Annotated in this window: 7 protein-coding genes; 1 reads left to right on the top strand and 6 read right to left on the bottom strand. The window is 46.3% G+C overall.

The window, feature by feature from the left end:
- Positions 1-428: 428 nt before the first annotated feature.
- The gene (locus OL444_RS16015; protein WP_264731647.1) at positions 429-1,175 is read left to right on the top strand and encodes a class I SAM-dependent methyltransferase; all 747 of its coding nucleotides are present in this window, start codon (positions 429-431) and stop codon (positions 1,173-1,175) included.
- Positions 1,176-1,310: 135 nt separating this feature from the next.
- Here the strand turns inward: OL444_RS16015 and OL444_RS16010 are convergent, their stop codons facing one another.
- The 6 genes from OL444_RS16010 to OL444_RS15985 all read right to left on the bottom strand — a co-directional run bounded on the left by OL444_RS16010 (position 1,311) and on the right by OL444_RS15985 (position 21,067).
- Entirely contained in the window at positions 1,311-1,958 is a 648-nt protein-coding gene (locus tag OL444_RS16010; RefSeq protein ID WP_264731649.1) for a DUF2461 domain-containing protein, read from the bottom strand.
- A gap of 5 nt (positions 1,959-1,963) precedes the next feature.
- Positions 1,964-2,332 (bottom strand): VOC family protein, encoded by a 369-nt coding sequence (locus tag OL444_RS16005; protein WP_264731651.1) that lies wholly within the window; start codon positions 2,330-2,332, stop codon positions 1,964-1,966.
- 73 nt (positions 2,333-2,405) lie between these two features.
- On the bottom strand, positions 2,406-3,218 hold the full coding sequence (locus OL444_RS16000; protein ID WP_264731654.1) for a helix-turn-helix domain-containing protein: 813 nt from the start codon (positions 3,216-3,218) through the stop codon (positions 2,406-2,408).
- 298 nt (positions 3,219-3,516) lie between these two features.
- Positions 3,517-5,493 (bottom strand): OmpA family protein, encoded by a 1,977-nt coding sequence (locus OL444_RS15995; RefSeq protein ID WP_264731655.1) that lies wholly within the window; start codon positions 5,491-5,493, stop codon positions 3,517-3,519.
- 31 nt (positions 5,494-5,524) lie between these two features.
- Positions 5,525-6,535, bottom strand: a complete 1,011-nt coding sequence (locus tag OL444_RS15990) for a PorP/SprF family type IX secretion system membrane protein (RefSeq protein WP_264731658.1) — start codon at positions 6,533-6,535, stop codon at positions 5,525-5,527.
- Positions 6,536-6,568: 33 nt separating this feature from the next.
- Complete coding sequence (locus tag OL444_RS15985; protein ID WP_264731660.1) at positions 6,569-21,067, bottom strand: T9SS type B sorting domain-containing protein; 14,499 nt, start codon at positions 21,065-21,067, stop codon at positions 6,569-6,571.
- Positions 21,068-21,253 lie beyond the last annotated feature (186 nt).

Here is a 21,253-nt window from a genome sequence, read left to right as displayed (position 1 = left end):
GGTGTTTTCATCTACAGGAAAATGTGCAGCGATGCTTTGGCAACTGTTGCATCAGGGGTACAGGAAGTAGGATCCCCGCTGCACGTAATCTATTACGGGTACAAATGTAGCGGAGCACAAATGCATTATGACAACAGGCCAACAGCTGCTACGCCATAATATATCACATCCTTACAAAACAGGTGGGTATCTCCATAACAAAACAGGTCTCTTTAAAATATCCGTAACCTACCATTAACCAACTTACTTTCCGGAATTATCAAATCCGGTAGCAGACATCCAGCCATAACGCCATTAATCCATGATATCCGTATAATGTAAACCCTTTTTTGTACTTTCCGGAAAAGTAAAATAATTATTTGCTGCACAGGAAAACCAGGGAAACTATTGGCATAAAAATTTGCAGGGAATTAAAAGTAACAGCATATATGAGCGCAGACAGGTTATATCAGGATTCATCACTGGTGCAGTTTTATGATTACGACAATCCATGGTCATCAGACAATGAGCCGTATGTCCATTGGGCGAAGGGCGCCAGGCGTATATTGGATCTGGGCTGTGGCACCGGCACACTGGCTGTCCGGCTGGCAAAGGCAAACAACTACATCGTAGCCACAGACGTGGCAGCAGAAATGCTGGCAATAGCCCGGGAAAAATCGGACAAAGTAGCGTGGCTGCAAGCTGATGCCCGGACATTGCGCCTATCGGAGCAATTTGATTTCATCCTACTCTCCGGGCATGTATTCCAGGTATTTTTAACCGATGAAGACCGGGAAAAACTATTTCAGACAATACAGCATCATTTAAGTGATGATGGCATATTTATATTCGATTCCCGCAACCCTTTGGCGGAAGAGTGGAAACAGTGGGACGAGGCAACATCGCAACGATACTTTAATCATCCGCAACTGGGCAGTATACGGGCGTGGAACAGCTGGGAAGGCAATGCAGCGGCGTTGACCTACACCTCCTATTACGCAGCAACCGCCACGAATAAATTATGGCAGGCCCGCTCAGTTATTTCATTTCCTTCCCGGGAAAAAATAACATCACTTCTATCCGCTGCCGGATTACAGGTAAATCATATTTATGGAGACTGGCAATTAAATGAGTTCCGGCACGATAGCGAAGAGATGATTTTTGTGGGCGGCCGGTTGAAAAATAAAGCAGATTAATAAATTTGCCTTTTACTTCATGGTTATACACCCATCGCGCAGCAATAATAACAGCGGCTTCAAAATAAGAAAAGTGTCTCTCCTACAGCAGCGACACCTTTCTTATTTTGCAAAGCGCCATCTGCATACTATCTCCTACAAAAAAGGCGCATTGAGAAAGTCTTTGAGCGGTTTCAGGGATTTATACATTCCAGCCAGCTTTTTTGCCGCATTTTTTTCCAACAATTCTTCATCAGCAATGGGACGAATCGCTACAAAATTTTTCAGCTTCAGGTATTCCGCCATCGGGTCATCTTTTTCAAAACCCGCAGGCACACGTTTTAGCTTCCCCTCTTCGCTCAGACTGCCGAAATAACGGCAGAAACCTGCTTCACTTACCATTTTCCGAAACGCTTCCGCATTATAGATAATCTCTTGCCGCAGCACTTTCAGCTGCTCATTCTCCAGCATATAAGCCCCTCCTGCCAGAAAAGATTTTTCAGGCTGGATATGCAGATAATATCCTGCTTTCCCTTTTCCCGTTGCTATATTTGCTCCGAAATTGATTTTATAAGGTTCCTTGTTGTGAGAAAACCGCGTATCGCGATAAATCCTAAAAAGTGATTTCTCCACATCTATGGTACTTACTTCCGGATCAAATATGGCTATTTCGCCGATCAGGTCATTCACAAATGCGATCACCTCTTCGCGCGCGGCGGTATAAAGACTTTTATGTTCTGTGAACCATTCCCGGTTGTTGTTTTTATCTAACTTTTTCAGGAAGTCCAGCGCAGTTATTTTCATCTGTTTTAGTTGATTGAATGGACAGCCATTTTATTTCCTTCGGTATCAATGAACATACCGATGTATCCTACTTCGGGACTGATGTGTGTTTTCGGAACAATTACCTGCCCGTTGTTGGCGGCTACTTTGTCCAAAACTACCTGCAAGTCCTTTCCACCATTCAGGTAAGCCACTACACCGGTTGTTGAAGGCGTGTAGTCGTCTCCCTGTACAATGGCCCCTGATGCGTTGGTACCGTCGCTGGGGAAGAAACCCATTTTTGTGCCGAACATCGCTGTTTCGTTGATGTCCAAACCTAAGATGGCTTTGTAAAAAGATACCGCTCTGCTAAAGTCCGTGGCAGGTATATCGATGAAGTTGACCAGATTTTCCATTGTTATATTATTTTATGTCTGGTAGCAAAGTTATTAGGTACCGGAAACATAAAATTGTAAAAATGAGACAAACTTACTCCGGGGTATCAAAAATCAAAGACATCTTTAAATGATCTCCGTAAAATTCTTTAGGTGTTAGTCCTGTAAATTCTTTGAAGTCTTTAATGAAATGTGCCTGGTCGTAATATTCACCCTCATAAGCCAACGCAATCAGGCTGGTCACTTTCCTATTCAGCAACATTTTGAGCGTGGCCTGCAGTCTGATGGTTTTTGAGAGTTGTTTCGGACTTAAACCTATAGCAGAGGAAAACTTGCGTACTAATTGTCTGCGGTGGATATTGGTTTGTTTCGACAATTCATCTACAGAAAGCTGGCCGTTGGCAGTCAGAATGGTGTCTACAGTTGATTTGACTATGTGGTCAATGGTTTCAGCATCCCTTAACCGGTTTAGTAAGAAAGCTTCTATTAATTGTATTCTTTCAGCAGCGGAAGATGCCTTTACAATTTCCTGTCCGATTTTCCTGCCCGCATCTTCAAACAGGGTTGTTAATGGAACAGCGGTATTTTCCATCTCTTTTATCGGGATGGTAGTAAAAGGCAAAAATCCATAAGGGTGAAAACGAACAAAAAAGATCCCTGTTTCACCGGTCGGTTCTACCTCAAGCGGTCGTGTTAGTTGTCCGATGACAAAGCATCTGGGCAGCATACTACTCCCTTCTTCCGTATATTGTTTGAACAAATCGCCGTAGTGAAAAATCATTTTCATAGCGCCGTCCGGAACAATGGTATTTTTTTCGGGTGTTTTTTCCTTCGGACTCTCCAATGTCCAATAACATTCGACCAGTGTCGCTAAATCAGGATGCGGTGGATAGGTTTGATGGTTCATGTATTATTGAGACTACTTTACAGATACCACAAAAGTATACAAATATATCCATGGATACTTTGGGGTAATCCGCCAGGGAGCAAAAGCAAACCAGTCAGGTGATATCCCGCCGGCGCTCCCCCTGTCCAGGCGCCACCATCGCCCCGTTTAAGTCAGGCGATGCCATTCCGTTTCGCTTACAGGCTGTATAATAAAAAAACAACGCCCGGGCGGGCGTTGTTTTTTTATTATATAAATACGCTGATACGTAAGTAAACCTGTAATCTTTTCCTTTTGTTACTGATCAGTTACTGCCAACTTATTCTCTTAATATTTTCACGGCTGTTCTCCTGTTTACTTCATGCTCCGCATCACTGCACTTTACAGACTTTGTACAGTTATTCAGTAAGTGCCTGCTACCATAACCTTTTGCAACCATGCGATTACGGGCAATCCCCTGCTTTACCAGGTAAGCTACAGCTGCGGCTGCTCTTCTCTGAGACAGCAGCAGGTTATACTTCGCACTGCCACGGCTGTCTGTATGCGCACTCAATTCGATACGCATCGTAGGATGCTCCCGTAATATAGCAGCCAGACTATCCAGTACCAGGGCTGCATCCGGACGAATCTCCGATTTATCGTAGTCGTAATGCAGGTTATTCAGGATAAAAACAGTTCCCTGTCTCAGTGTATTTTGCGGACATATTTCTTTCTGTAACACATCCGATCCGGTGAGTCCACGGGTACTGAATTTCACGCTATCTACCCTACCTCCTGCACCATGGATACGGATAACATAATCTGTTTCCCTTTCCAGTTTAATCCGGACCTTACCGTCTGCTTCAACCGCCAGACACCAACCGATACCCCGCTGTACGTTATATAGATATATACAGGCAGCCCTGAAAGGAGGACACACGTTGCCTTCGAAAGGTATCTGCAGGCCAGGAACCGGCAGCAAAGGAATGCGTTGTTCTTCCGGCGATGCCCATGCATAAATATCATCGCTCCCTTTTCCTCCCTTACGGTTAGAGGATAAAAATCCGGTACCATTATTCCGGCTTATCAGATAAAAATCATCTCCGGCGGAATTAACCGGATAACGCAGGTTGACTGGCTTGCTCCACTGCGCCAGGGCGCCATTGGTTTTGAAAATATCGTACCCGCCCATACCTGGCAACCCTTTACTGGAGTAGTACAGATTTCCGTCGGCAGCAATGGTAGGAAAAGCTTCATCTTCCGGTGTATTAATGACGGCGCCGCCATTCTGTGGTGTTCCCCAATTGCCGTCTGCCTGTTTTTCGCTATACCAGATATCCGTACCACCTTGTCCTCCGGGCATATCAGCAGCAAAATATAAAGTTCTGCCGTCAGCACTCACCGCCGCATGCCCCAGCGAGTACTGGTCCGGGCGATTATAGGGAAATGCCACTGCCTGCGACCATTTACCGCTGGAATCCCTGCGGCTGATAAATAGTTCGAGCCGGCGGTTACCGTAGATAATGATCCCCGGTTTAAACTTTTCTTTATGTACAGCAATGCGGCGGGCAGGGTCAGTAACGGTAAAATAAGCCGTATTATATCCTTCGTCAAATGCAACAGGACCAATATGATAACGGTATTGGTTAAACGCAGCAGACAGGTCATTGATATATACGTTGCCATAGTTGTTGCTGTCTGCAACATATAACTTGTAATACGGACGATTGGTACGGCCGTACACATTTTTATTGATATGGCTGGCAGGATGCAGAATACCATTACGCAGGGAATCCGACATGAATACAATCCCTTTCGGATAGTAGGTCGCTCCCCAATCGGAAGAACTGGTATTTAAACGCGCCACATTACTGATATTATCTTTACCGGGCGCCGCTATCCATTGTATGGCAGAATCGCAGCCAGCCTGGCGGTTAGCCACCTGTGCTGCCTGGTTATACTTCTGTGCGTATTGGGCGTAAGCGTTTTTTGCTTCTTCATAACGCCCCATGCTTTTGAGCATATCTCCATAATATAATCCGTCTTCCGGTTGAGCATCCGGCCTGGTCAACAGTTTGCTGTACCAGTTGGCCGCATCTTCGTAAGCATTCATCTTACGATAACTATCTGCCAGCCGCTCCAAGGTAAGTATACTCACCTTTTTTTTGCCGGCCAGTCTTTTATACAAGGCAGCCGCTTTAGCGTATTCATACCGCTGGTAATATTCCGCCGCTTTACGTCCTACTGATAATTGCTCCTGCGACCATACTCGCGACAACGGCAGAAAAAGTATTATTATTACGCATATTTTTTTCATAGACGGTATCTATATATGATTCACATGAATATTAAAAATACCGCGGGCTGATGATCCTGCGTTTTTTATTGGGGAAAGTGAAGCCCAGTGATATTTCATGAGAGCCACTCTGGGAAGAAGCCATTTTACTGATGGTAACATCATAGGCATAGCCTATCCGTAAACGTTCCGTTGCATAGATTTCCACGATGGCGCTCCATGCATCCAGTTGTTCCAGGTCGTTGTCCAGATGAGACTTACTCCACAACCGTACACCGGTGCGATAAGAACCACCCAGCCATACACGGTCTGATATCAGTAAAAAGGCATTCAGATCCAGATTGGTAGGTCCTTTAAAATCTTCCTTAATCAGAAATGAAGGCTTTAATTTAAGTTTTTCCGACAGATTAATCAGTGTACCAGCTGTGAGGTACAGGTGCTGTGTTTTGCGGATCACTTTATAAGTATACCCACTCCAGTAATACTTTGTATTATCCGTATACAAGGAAAACAAATCCATCACAGAAACACTTGCATAAAAATTAGGCGTATAGTAATAAATCCCAAACCGCGCATCCGGTACAAACGAAGAAACCTTCGCTGCGGGGACAGACGGATCTCCGGCATCATTATACTGCAAGGCTGTACCATCAACGGAGTACTGACTAACCCCAGCGCCTATACCCAAACATAAGCGCCGGGTTCCTTCTTCATCCAGTGGTATGCGGTAGGAATACATGCCGTAAAAAGATGCTGCATCCTGGGGGCCCAGCTTGTCAAACATCGCCTGCACCCCCAGCCCTACCCGCTCATCCCTTGAATTGATCACCCCATCCAAAGACACCGATCCTGTTTGAGGCGCACCAGGGAAGCTAACCCATTGATGGCGGTAAGTAGCATTCAGATACAAATCTTCCTTATACCCGGCATAAGCAGGATTTACGCTCAACATGTTAAACACATACTGACTGAATTGAAGATTCTGTTGTCCATTCACTAAAACAGGCATCAATCCTGATAAACTCAGCAATAGCAACAGCTTTGTATTAATTGATATGCGCATAGCACGTTTTTTAAGCATTACTATCAGATTTTATTACCGCAATAATTCTATCCAGCCTTTATAATTTCTTTCTCCCTGTGGAGTGTTCAATTTCAGTATATAATAGTAAGTGCCTTCATTCAAACCATCTCCTGTCCACTTGTTATCATAGTCCTTACTCTGATATACCATATTGCCCCAACGGTTATAGATATACAAACCACTACCCGGGTATTTCTCCAGTCCAGGTATTACAAACCGGTCGTTCTTTCCATCACCATTTGGTGTGATTACATTCGGAATGAATAAATCATCTGGTATTGTAACCCCTGTTGTAGAAGATGTATTATTACCCGCATCCGGATCAGGCTCATTACCTTTTACTGTGGCAGTATTAATTAAGTTACCACCACTGATGATACGGGCACTGAATTGCAGGGTAGCCGCTTCATTTACGGCCAGCGTATTCAATCTCCAGGTGAGTTTTTTGGTGATCACATCATAAGTAGCCTCGCCCGCAGAAGTGATAATGTCTATTGGTGAGTAAAGCATGTCTGGTATCACATCTGATACCACTACACCAGTAGCAGGATTAGGTCCTTTGTTCGTAACCAGTATGGTAAAGGATGCATTTTTACCTACTACCAGGGAGGCTGGATTGGCGGTTAATTGTTTGACAACCGACAGATCAGCACTCTGGTTTCCGGAGATGATAACCGAATCTCTTTCATTAGCCGGATTATCAGGATCTCCGATACTACCCACGTTCGTATATGGTCCGACAGCCCCTGCTTTCATCACCAGGGTTAAGGTAGCAGACCGGCCTTTCAGCGCATCTACTGTCCAGATACCTGTACCATTATTGTAAGTACCGGAAGATGGTGCACTGCTTACATAGGTGAAGCCTTGTGGCCGTTCAAATACCTGCACTCCCAGACTGTCTTTTGTACCATTGATGTTACCCAATGTAATCGTGAACGTAACGTCATCACCTGGTTTAACAACCGCCTTATCTGCCGTCTTCCGGATAGACAATGCCGCGAACCGAACACTATCACGCGGGTTGTCCGGATTATTCGGATCGCCTATACTTGCTACGTTACCGTAAGGACCGGTAGCATTGGCTTTCATCACCAGCGTTAAGGTAGCTGTCTGACCTTTCAGTATGTCTACTGTCCAGATACCGGTGCCACTATTGTAAGTACCGGCAGATGGAGCACTGCTTACATAAGTCAGCCCTTGCGGCAGTTCAAATACCCGTACACCCAGGCTGTCTTTTGTGCCATTATTGCTCAGTGTAACCGTAAACGTTACATTATCACCCGGTTTAACATTCACCTTATCTGCCGTCTTCCGGATAGACAATGCTGCGAACCGCACACTATCACGCGGGTTATCCGGATTATTCGGATCGCCTATACTTGCTACGTTACCATAAGGACCGGTAGCATTGGCTTTCATCACGAGTGTTAAGGTCGCTGTCTGGCCTTTCAGTGCATCTACTGTCCAGATACCGGTGCCGTTATTGTAAGTACCGGCTGATGACGTACTGCTTACATAAGTCAGCCCTTGCGGCAACTCAAATACCCGTACACCCAGGCTATCTCTTGTACCATTATTGCCCAACGTAACCGTAAACGTTACCTGATCGCCTGGTTTAACACTGGCCTTATCTGCGGTTTTCCGGATAGACAATGCTGCAAACTGCACACTATCACGTGGGTTATCCGGATTACTTGGATCGCCGATACTTGCTACGTTACCATAAGGACCGGTAGCATTGGCTGTCATCACCAGCGTTAAGGTAGCAGACTGGCCTTTCAGTGCATCTACTGTCCAGATACCCGTGCCGTTATTGTAAGTACCGGCTGATGGATTACTGCTTACATAAGTCAGGCCTTGTGGCAGTTCAAATACCTGCACTCCCAGGCTGTCTTTTGCACCGTCGTTTCTCAGTGTAACGGTAAACGTTACGTTATCTCCTGGTTTAACACTGGCCTTATCTGCGGTCTTCCGGATAGACAATGCTGCAAACTGCACACTATCACGTGGATTATCCGGATTACTTGGATCGCCGATACTTGCTACGTTACCGTAAGGGCCGGTAGCATTGGCTTTCATCACCAGCGTTAAGGTAGCTGTCTGGCCTTTCAGTGCATCTACTGTCCAGATACCGGTGCCACTATTATAAGTACCAGCAGATGGAGTACTGCTTACATATGTCAGGCCTTGTGGCAGTTCTAATACCTGCACGCCCAGGCTATCTTTTGTGCCGTCATTTCTCAGTGTAACGGTAAACGTTACGTTATCACCTGGTTTAACAGCAGCCTTATCTGCGGTCTTCGTTATTGACAACGCTGTCAGCTCAACGGTATCACGTGGGTTATCCGGATTACTTGGATCACCGATACTTGCTATGTTGCCGTAAGGTCCGGTAGCATTGGCCGTCATCACCAGCGTTAAGGTAGCAGACTGGCCTTTCAGCGCATCTACTGTCCAGATACCACTACCACTATTATAAGTACCGGCGGATGGTGCACTGCTTACATAAGTCAGTCCTTGTGGCAGTTCTAATACCTGCACTCCCAGGCTGTCTTTTGTTCCATCATTTCTCAGTGTAACGGTAAACGTTACCTGATCGCCCGGTTTAACATTCGCTTTATTAGCTGTCTTAGTGATCGACAATGCTGCAAACTGCACACTATCACGTGGGTTATCCGGATTATTCGGATCACCGACACTCGCTACGTTGCCGTAAGGACCGGTAGCATTGGCTGTCATCACCAGCGTTAAGGTAGCAGACTGGCCTTTCAGCGCGTCTACTGTCCAGATACCGGTGCCGCTATTATAAGTACCAGCAGATGGAGTACTGCTTACATAAGTCAATCCTTGTGGCAGTTCTAATACCTGCACGCCCAGGCTGTCTTTTGTGCCGTCATTTCTCAGTGTAACGGTAAACGTTACCTGGTCGCCTGGTTTAACATTCGCTTTATTAGCTGTCTTAGCGATAGACAATGCTGCGAACTGCACACTATCACGTGGGTTGTCCGGATTACTCGGATCACCTATACTTGCTACGTTGCCATAAGGACCGGTAGCATTGGCCGTCATCACCAGCGTTAAGGTAGCTGTCTGGCCTTTCAGCGCGTCTACTGTCCAGATACCGGTGCCGTTATTATAAGTACCAGCAGATGGGGCACTGCTTACATAGGTCAATCCTTGTGGCAGTTCTAATACCTGCACGCCCAGGCTGTCTTTTGTGCCGTCATTTCTCAGCGTAACGGTAAACGTTACCTGATCACCCGGTTTAACAGCAGCCTTATCTGCGGTCTTCGTTATTGACAACGCTGTCAGCTCAACGGTATCACGTGGGTTATCCGGATTATTCGGATCACCTACACTCGCTACGTTGCCGTAAGGTCCGGTAGCATTGGCTGTCATCACCAGCGTTAAGGTAGCAGACTGGCCTTTCAGCGCGTCTACTGTCCAGATACCACTACCACTATTATAAGTACCGGCAGATGGGGTACTGCTTACATATGTCAGGCCTTGTGGCAGTTCTAATACCTGCACGCCCAGGCTATCTTTTGTGCCGTCATTTCTCAGTGTAACGGTAAACGTTACCTGGTCGCCTGGTTTAACATTCGCTTTATTAGCTGTCTTGGTGATAGACAATGCTGCAAACTGCACACTATCACGTGGGTTGTCCGGATTACTTGGATCACCTATACTTGCTACGTTGCCATAAGGACCGGTAGCATTGGCCGTCATCACCAGCGTTAAGGTAGCTGTCTGGCCTTTCAGCGCATCTACTGTCCAGATACCACTACCACTATTATAAGTACCAGCAGATGGAGTACTGCTTACAAAAGTCAATCCTTGTGGCAGTTCTAATACCTGCACGCCCAGACTATCTTTTGTGCCGTTATTTCTCAGTGTAACGGTAAACGTTACGTTATCACCTGGTTTAACAGCAGCCTTATTTGCGGTCTTCGTTATTGACAACGCTGTCAGCTCAACGGTATCACGTGGGTTATCCGGATTATTCGGATCGCCGACACTCACTACGTTGCCGTAAGGACCGGTAGCATTGGCTGTCATCACCAGCGTTAAGGTAGCAGACTGGCCTTTCAGCGCGTCTACTGTCCAGATACCACTACCACTATTATAAGTACCAGCAGATGGGGCACTGCTTACATATGTCAGGCCTTGTGGCAGTTCTAATACCTGCACACCCAGGCTATCTTTTGTTCCGTCGTTTTTCAGTGTAACGGTAAACGTTACCTGATCGCCCGGTTTAACATTCGCTTTATTAGCTGTCTTGGTGATAGACAATGCTGCGAACTGCACACTATCACGTGGGTTATCCGGATTACTCGGATCACCTATACTTGCTACGTTACCATAAGGACCGGTAGCATTGGCCGTCATCACCAGCGTTAAGGTAGCTGTCTGACCTTTCAGCGCATCTACCGTCCAGATACCGGTACCACTATTGTAAGTACCAGCAGATGGGGCACTGCTTACATAGGTCAATCCTTGTGGCAGTTCTAATACCTGCACGCCCAGGCTGTCTTTTGTTCCGTCATTTCTCAGTGTAACGGTAAACGTTACCTGATCACCCGGTTTAACAGCAGCCTTATCTGCGGTCTTCGTTATTGATAACGCTGTCAGCTCAACGGTATCACGTGGGTTATCCGGATTATTCGGATCACCGACACTCGCTACGTTGCCGTAAGGACCGGTAGCATTGGCTGTCATCACCAGCGTTAAGGTAGCTGTCTGGCCTTTCAGCGCATCAACCGTCCAGATACCGGTACCACTATTATATGTACCAGCAGATGGGGTACTGCTTACATATGTCAGGCCTTGTGGCAGTTCTAATACCTGCACACCCAGGCTATCTTTTGTTCCGTCGTTTTTCAGTGTAACGGTAAACGTTACCTGATCGCCCGGTTTAACATTCGCTTTATTAGCTGTCTTGGTGATAGACAATGCTGCGAACTGCACACTATCACGTGGGTTATCCGGATTACTCGGATCACCTATACTTGCTACGTTACCATAAGGACCGGTAGCATTGGCCGTCATCACCAGCGTTAAGGTAGCTGTCTGACCTTTCAGCGCATCTACCGTCCAGATACCGGTACCACTATTGTAAGTACCAGCAGATGGGGCACTGCTTACATAAGTCAATCCTTCTGGCAGTTCAAACACCTGCACTCCCAGGCTATCTTTTGTGCCGTCATTTCTCAGTGTAACGGTAAACGTTACCTGATCACCTGGTTTAACAGCAGCCTTATCTGCGGTCTTCGTTATTGACAACGCTGTCAGCTCAACGGTATCACGTGGGTTATCCGGATTATTCGGATCACCTACACTCGCTACGTTGCCGTAAGGACCGGTAGCATTGGCTGTCATCACCAGCGTTAAGGTAGCAGACTGGCCTTTCAGCGCATCTACTGTCCAGATACCAGTACCACTATTATATGTACCAGCAGTTGGGGCACTGCTTACATAAGTTAATCCTTGTGGCAGTTCTAATACCTGCACTCCCAGGCTGTCTTTTGTTCCGTTATTTCTCAGTGTAACGGTAAACGTTACCTGATCACCTGGTTTAACATTCGCCTTGTCTGCCGTTTTTGTTATTGACAATGCAGTCAGCTCAACAGTATCACGTGGGTTATCCGGATTACTCGGATCGCCGATACTTGCTACGTTGCCGTAAGGTCCGGTTGCATTAGCAGACATTACCAGTGTTAAGGTAGCTGTCTGACTCTGCAGCGCATCTACCGTCCAGATACCCGTACCACTATTGTAAGTACCGGCGGATGGGGTACTGCTTACATAAGTCAATCCTTCTGGCAGTTCAAACACCTGCACGCCCAGGCTATCTTTTGCACCGTCGTTTTTAAGTGTAATCGTAAACGTTACATTATCACCTGGTTTAACATTCTCTTTATTAGCCGTCTTGGTGATCGACAACGCTGTCAGCTCAACAGTATCTCTTGCATTATCCGGATTATTCGGATCACCTACACTGGCAAGGTTACTGTAAGGTCCTGCAGCATTAGCAGACATCACCAGCGTTAAGGTAGCAGATTGGCCTTTCAGCGCATCTACTGTCCAGATACCACTACCACTATTATATGTACCGGAAGTTGGGGTGCTACTTACATATGTCAATCCTTGTGGCAGTTCTAATACCTGCACACCCAGGCTATCTTTTGTTCCGTCGTTTTTCAGTGTAACCGTAAACGTTACCTGATCGCCCGGTTTAACATTCGCTTTATTAGCTGTCTTGGTGATAGACAATGCCGCAAACTGCACACTATCACGTGGGTTGTCTGGATTATTCGGATCGCCTACACTGGCAATGTTACTGTAAGGTCCTGCCGCATTAGCCGTCATCACCAGCGTTAAGGTAGCTGTCTGACCCTGCAGCGCATCTACTGTCCAGATACCCGTACCACTATTATAAGTACCGGCAGATGGCGTACTGCTTACATAAGTCAATCCTTCTGGCAGTTCAAACACCTGCACGCCCAGACTATCTTTTGCACCGTCGTTTTTAAGCGTAATCGTAAACGTTACCTGATCGCCTGGTTTAACATTCGCTTTATTAGCTGTCTTGGTGATAGACAACGCTGTCAGCTCAACAGTATCTCTTGCATTATCCGGATTATTCGGATCACCTACACTGGCAAGGTTACTGTAAGGTCCTGCAGCATTAGCAGACATCACCAGCGTTAAGGTAGCAGACTGGCCTTTCAGCGCATCTACTGTCCAGATACCACTACCACTATTATATGTACCGGAAGTTGGGGTGCTACTTACATATGTCAATCCTTGTGGCAGTTCTAATACCTGCACACCCAGGCTATCTTTTGTTCCGTCGTTTTTCAGTGTAACCGTAAACGTTACCTGATCGCCCGGTTTAACATTCGCTTTATTAGCTATCTTGGTGATAGACAATGCCGCAAACTGCACACTATCACGTGGGTTATCCGGATTATTCGGATCGCCTACACTCGCTACGTTACTGTAAGGACCGGTAGCATTAGCAGACATTACCAGTGTTAAGGTAGCTGTCTGGCCTTGCAGCGCATCTACCGTCCAGATACCCGTACCACTATTGTAAGTACCGGCAGATGGCGTACTGCTTACATAAGTCAATCCTTCTGGCAGTTCTAATACCTGTACACCCAGGCTGTCTCTTGCACCGTCGTTTTTAAGCGTAATTGTAAACGTTACCTGATCACCTGGTTTAATATTCGCTTTATTAGCTGTCTTGGTGATAGACAACGCTGTCAGCTCAACAGTATCTCTTGCATTATCCGGATTATTCGGATCACCTACACTGGCAAGGTTACTGTAAGGTCCTGCAGCATTAGCAGACATCACCAGCGTTAAGGTAGCAGACTGGCCTTTCAGCGCATCTACTGTCCAGATACCACTACCACTATTATATGTACCGGAAGTTGGGGTGCTACTTACATATGTCAATCCTTGTGGCAGTTCTAATACCTGCACACCCAGGCTATCTTTTGTGCCGTCGTTTCTCAGTGTAACGGTAAACGTTACCTGATCGCCCGGTTTAACATTTGCTTTATTAGCTGTCTTGGTGATCGACAATGCCGCAAACTGCACACTATCACGTGGGTTATCCGGATTATTCGGATCGCCTACACTCGCTACGTTACTGTAAGGACCGGTAGCATTAGCAGACATCACCAGTGTTAAGGTAGCTGTCTGACCCTGCAGCGCATCTACCGTCCAGATACCCGTACCACTATTGTAAGTACCGGCGGATGGCGTACTGCTTACATAAGTCAATCCTTCTGGCAGTTCTAATACCTGTACACCCAGGCTGTCTCTTGCACCGTCGTTTTTAAGCGTAATTGTAAACGTTACCTGATCGCCTGGTTTAATATTCGCTTTATTAGCCGTCTTGGTGATAGACAATGCTGTCAGCTCAACGGTATCTCTTGCATTATCCGGATTATTCGGATCGCCTACACTGGCAAGGTTACTGTAAGGTCCTGCAGCGTTAGCAGACATCACCAGCGTTAAGGTAGCAGACTGGCCTTGCAGCGCATCTACCGTCCAGATGCCTGTACCACTATTATAAGTACCCGCAGATGGGGTACTGCTTACAAAAGTCAATCCTTGTGGCAGTTCTAATACCTGCACACCCAGGCTATCTTTTGTTCCGTCGTTTTTCAGTGTAACAGTAAACGTTACCTGATCGCCCGGTTTAACATTCGCTTTATTAGCTGTCTTGGTGATAGACAATGCCGCAAACTGCACACTATCACGTGGATTGTCCGGATTATTCGGATCGCCTACACTCGCTACGTTACTGTAAGGACCTACAGCATTGGCTGTCATCACCAGCGTTAAGGTAGCTGTCTGGCCCTGCAGCGCATCTACTGTCCAGATACCTGTACCACTATTATATGTACCGGCGGATGGCGTACTGCTTACATAAGTCAATCCTTCTGGCAGTTCTAATACCTGTACACCCAGGCTGTCTCTTGCACCGTCGTTTTTAAGCGTAATTGTAAACGTTACCTGATCACCTGGTTTAATATTCGCTTTATTAGCTGTCTTGGTGATAGACAATGCTGTCAGCTCAACGGTATCTCTTGCATTATCCGGATTATTCGGATCACCTACACTGGCAAGGTTACTGTAAGGTCCTGCAGCGTTAGCAGACATCACCAGCGTTAAGGTAGCAGACTGGCCTTGCAGCGCATCTACTGTCCAGATACCTGTACCACTATTATAAGTACCCGCAGATGGCGTACTGCTTACAAAAGTTAATCCTTGTGGCAGCTCTAATACCTGCACTCCCAGGCTATCTTTTGTGCCGTCGTTTTTCAGTGTAACCGTAAACGTTACCTGATCGCCCGGTTTAACATTCGCTTTATTAGCTGTTTTGGTGATAGACAATGCTGCGAACTGCACACTATCACGTGGATTGTCTGGATTATTCGGATCGCCCACACTCGCTACGTTACTGTAAGGACCTACAGCATTGGCTGTCATCACCAGCGTTAAGGTAGCTGTCTGGCCCTGCAGCGCATCTACTGTCCAGATACCTGTACCACTATTATAGGTACCGGCAGATGGGGTACTGCTTACATAAGTCAATCCTTCTGGCAGTTCTAATACCTGCACTCCCAGGCTGTCTCTTGCTCCATCGTTTTTAAGCGTAATCGTAAACGTTACCTGATCACCTGGTTTAATATTCGTTTTATTAGCTGTCTTGGTGATAGACAATGCTGTCAGCTCAACGGTATCTCTTGCATTATCCGGATTATTCGGATCGCCTACACTGGCGATGTTACTGTAAGGTCCTGCAGCGTTAGCAGCCATCACCAGCGTTAAGGTAGCAGACTGGCCTTGCAGCGCATCTACTGTCCAGATACCGGTACCACTATTATAAGTACCTGCAGATGGGGTACTGCTTACAAAAGTTAATCCTTGCGGCAACTCTAATACTTGTACACCCAGGCTGTCTTTTGCACCATCATTTTTAAGGGTAATCGTAAACGTTACATTATCACCTGGCTTAACGTTTACTTTATCAGCCGTCTTTGTTATGGATAAAGCTGTCAGCTTAACGGTATCTCTTGCATTATCCGGATTATTCGGATCACCCACACTCGCTATGTTACTATAAGGTCCTGTAGCATTGGCGCTCATCAGCAGCGTTAAGGTAGCTGTCTGGCCCTGTAGGGCATCTACTGTCCAGATACCGGTGCCACTATTATAGGTACCGGCAGATGGCGTACTACTTACATAGGTTAATCCTTGTGGCAGTTCTAATACCTGTACACCCAGGCTATCTTTTGTACCATCATTTTTAAGCGTAATCGTAAACGTTACATTATCACCTGGTTTAACATTCGCTTTATTAGCTGTCTTGGTGATCGACAATGCTGCGAATTGAACACTATCACGTGGGTTGTCCGGATTATTCGGATCGCCTACACTGGCGATGTTACTGTAAGGTCCTGTAGCATTGGCCGTCATCACCAGCGTTAAGGTAGCTGTCTGGCCCTGCAGTGCATCTACCGTCCAGATACCGGTGCCACTATTATAGGTACCTGCAGATGGCGTACTGCTTACAAAAGTCAATCCTTGTGGCAGTTCTAATACCTGTACACCCAGGCTATCTTTTGCACCATCATTCTTAAGGGTAATCGTAAACGTTACATTATCACCTGGCTTAACGTTTACTTTATCAGCCGTCTTTGTTATGGATAAGGCTGTCAGCTTAACAGTATCTCTTGCATTATCCGGATTATTCGGATCACCCACACTCGCTATGTTACTATAAGGACCGGTAGCATTAGCGCTCATCAGCAGCGTTAAGGTAGCTGTCTGGCCCTGCAGTGCATCTACCGTCCAGATACCGGTACCGCTATTGTAAGTTCCGGCAGATTGGGTACTGCTTACATAGGTCAATCCCTGTGGCAACTCTAAGACCTGTACACCCAGACTATCTTTTGTTCCATTTACATTATCCAGTGTAATCGTAAACGTTACATTATCGCCTGGCTTAACATTTTCTTTATTAGTCGTCTTCTTTATTCTCAACGATACAAAACGTGTCGTGTCTTTAGGATCATTGGGATTATTAGGATCACCGGTACTTACCACATTCATGTAAGGACCTGTGGCATTTGCTGTCAGGACTAATTGCAGCGTATGTGTCTCGCCCTGTAATACATCCAGTGTCCAGATGCCGGTACCACTATTATAGGTACCTGCGGTAGGCGCTGTATTACTACTATAGGTAAATCCGGCAGGCAGTTCCTGTACCTGCACACCAAGGGTATCTTTAGTTCCTGTATTCGACACTGTTATGGTAAACGTTACATTATCTCCTGGTTTAACATTTACCTTATCAGCTGTTTTCTTCACATGTAATTCGGTGGTTAACGCGGAGATCATCAGGCTATAGTCTTCTACCTCACCATCTGTTACAAAACCTGCGGGATCAGCTGTGGTAAGTGGATCCGTAGTTAATCGTATACGCGCATAAGTAATACCGCCGCTTGCGCCGCTACCGGTTATGAGTGTATTAACATTATTCCAGATTAATGTACCGGTGGTAGCATTATTGGCTACAGTAGCGGTGATACCTTCTGTTGCATCAAAGACACCATTTCGGTTAAAGTCAACCCAGCCTGCCAGGTTCGCCGTGGCACCGGTGGTATTGGTAACCGGGAAAGTAAGGGTGTAGGTCGTTGTTGTAGTGGCAAGCACAGGTAAAGGCGGTGTGAAGCCATCATCATTCAGATCCCCGTTAGGCGGGTTGGCATCTGCACCTGCAGCTACTGCCGGCGCCTCTGTTTTACCAGCAACGGTAGCACCTATCTTCAGATTCAGATTTATTGCATGTGCAGGACCATCACTTACAGATAATGTCTTATAACTATCGGGAGCATCGCCCATATCTGCCGCCGTTATTCTTACCACACCGCTGAATTCCGAAGTATTACTGATACTGACATCCGTTGCAGTTGCCGTCAGTAAACTGTTCAATATGGTACCCGGTAAACTCGACAATGGGATCTTGAACAGGAATTTGTTTGCTGTTCTGTTGCCAATTGTACCCGTACCATCATCCGTGTATATACCGGTACTTCCATCCAGATCCGTAACACCACCCACAGTGCCTCCTTCCTTTAAAGAAAGCAGGAAAGTGCGGCCTTCACCAAAACCATTGAGATTGGTATATGCCGGCGGTAATGGATTCGGGCTTAATGGTGGCGTTGGCGCAAAGCTGCCATCCCGGTCGGCCAGGAACAACTCAATTGTAGTACCAGGGCCGGAAAAGCCTTTCAGCACGAGGTTATTACCTACGATGGTAGCAGCAGTAAAAACAGGAAAGTTCAACAACTGGTTGGGGCCTGCATCTGCGTCACCATTATCATTAGGCAGTACCAGATTTCTGATAGCCGGATCAGGACGGAGATCAATACCCAGACCTGCATTATTGTAAGTACTATTCTGTGAAATATGCGAAGTAGTGGCACCTGTTACCGATATACCTGCAGAACCTGCGCCTGTCACTATATTTTTGCTGACAGACCCAATAATTACGTCACTTAACATGACGTTATCCAACGACGATAGCTGTGCAGGGGTCGGGCTGGCGACGGCTCCGTTACCGGGAATGGTATTATTCAGAATCGTAACAGTAGTTGCCAGTTGAATGACTATCCCATCCAATCCGTTATCAGCAATGCTATTGTTACTGATATTCCAGCTGTCATTTGCCCGTCCGCCACTGATACCACTACCATCTATCCCTATAACAGCTGCCGTATTGTTACCATTGTTCAATATTTCATTGCCGGAGATGATAATACTTCTAACACCGAACGGGCCAACGCCCCCTCCTTCTATACCATCGAAATCGGCTCTTGTAATGATGTTATTAATAATGTTGGTAGCAATACTCCCTACGAATATATTACTGCCAGGATTGGTGCCGGCAGGTTCATTATTCACGGATATAGCAGCTCCTCCAATAATATTCTCCGTACATATATTATTTGCACCCAGCAGAATATTCCCTCCTGCAGCAGTTCCGGTACCAAACCCATATATAGCAATATTGCGTATAGCGGTGCTAGGTCCGCCAATTAAACCGGTAATAACCCCACCATTACTGTGTATTTCTACTTCCGGTCGCTGCACACCAGGTAATGTCAATTGGTCGACTCCCACCAACGCACCCGGATGGCCTGCCACACCAGGCTGGCTGTTACCGATATTAGCTGTTTGCGTGCGGCCGTCAATAGTAGTAGCAGCATCCGTTATTGCGGGTAAGGCAGTAGCAATATTAAAGATAGCAGTAGACCCACCTCCGGCTGCGGTTAACTGGGATGGCTTATTGATACCCGGATGTGCCGTCCCATCAGGTATCATAAAGATGCTGGTTTCTTCACCGGCAGGCGGATCAAAAAGACTATTTGCCACTTGATCCAGCCCCGTGTTCCCCAACACATTACTATTGATAATAAACTGGCGTAATGACCCCTGTCCGGCATCATTGACATTAACAATGGTAGAAAAGTTAAAACCGAAATCTATATTATCTGCATTCCTGCTACCAACTACTACCTGGGATACAGAAGCAGCGGCACCGCTTACGCTGCCACTCAGCGTAAAATTAGTCGTATTGAGCGTGGTCGTACCTATTCCGCCACTACCGGGATCGGTGGTAGCCGGGCTTCTACCACCCACTTCATTTGATATAGGCGTTAATACAGTTGATACTGTTCTTTCCTGCCGGAATGTTTGTATACCCAGCTCCGTTCCATTACTACCCGGGCGGGAAGAACGCAAGGTTCCATTCGCAACACGGGTATAATATGTTCCATTATTATTTAACCCGATGGCATAATACCCATCCGGTGTGGTGGTGGTAAAATTCTCCAGATTTCCTGCTGCATCATATACTTCAACACGTGCATTACCTATGCCTGCAACGCCTGCCGCAGTAGTCGGACGTCCGGCGCCTCCCCCATAGTTCACATCTTCAAATACGCGACCTACTATTCTGAAAGTATTAGAACCCATATCACCAAAAGTGGCGCCTGGTGCAGGGTTTAAAACAGTAATAGAAGTGAAAGGGATACTCCCGCTGGTACTGGGCCATGAATTGACGCCCAAAAACTCGCTTGCATTGATGCGTACAATAGCAGCAACATTGGAAGCCGCACATACCAGGTTGCCCTGCAGATCAAACCCAATCCCGGAAATAAAAGAAGAACCCGGAATCGGCACCGTTTTAGACGCAATGATAGCCGCCGTAACTGCATCAACTTCCCATAGCACGGCAGAAGAACCAAAACCTCCGCATACAAACAGCCGGCCCGAAGGACTAAAGTCGATGTCTCCTCCGGATACCGTGATATCCATCACCCCGGGAGGAGGAGCGGGTATCACATCCGCAGATAATATCGCGCCGGTATTTTTATCTAATTTGATAACATATGGCCTCGATGGCAGGTTATCTGTATTTCCTCCATTGTAATTAGTGATGGTAAAAAGTTCTCCCGCTGTATTGGTAGCCAGCTTTCCAAAAACCAGGCTTCTGGCTACATTGTTCACATCATTAAATGTAGCGGGTAAGGCAGCTGCAATGGTTGACAAGGTACCTCCGATTGCCGGGGCCGGATTAGGTACGAACTTATACAATGTCGCTCCCGGATCCTCTTTGTCGGTAAAATACAGATCATCATTCAGATCTGTCGCCAGCGCAGTAGCCTGCGTAATCTGTCCCGGAGCGAAATTATGTATATTGGTAAGGTTACCAGTGACATTGTCTATCCGTACAATATTATTGTTGCTGTACGAATAAGAAAACCCGTACGATTGTGCATACGCCTGTTTGGTATAACCTGTACATAGCAACAGTAATAGCCACAGCAGATACCGGGTAATTCCAGGTACATGGCCGGAATTCTCGGATGTGCGAAATGATAAGACGTAGTCGATGCTTTTAGGAGTAGATCTTTTCCGCATACACTGATTTGAATTTGTGTAACTGGTTTGCTGCTTAGAAACTTACATAGCAATAGCCATCGGCCATTCTGGCCTATTCAATAGTAAAAACAAGAATCTGGTTTATTCTGGAATAGCTAGGGCTGATCAATAAATCAACACTTGAGTAATTTGCCAATATTAGAGAACAGAAAGAACAAATTAATT

Source organism: Chitinophaga nivalis (assembly GCF_025989125.1).
Classification (GTDB): domain Bacteria; phylum Bacteroidota; class Bacteroidia; order Chitinophagales; family Chitinophagaceae; genus Chitinophaga; species Chitinophaga nivalis.
The sequence above is the reverse complement of the archived record's forward strand: the minus strand, read 5'-3'. Positions and strand labels throughout refer to the sequence as shown.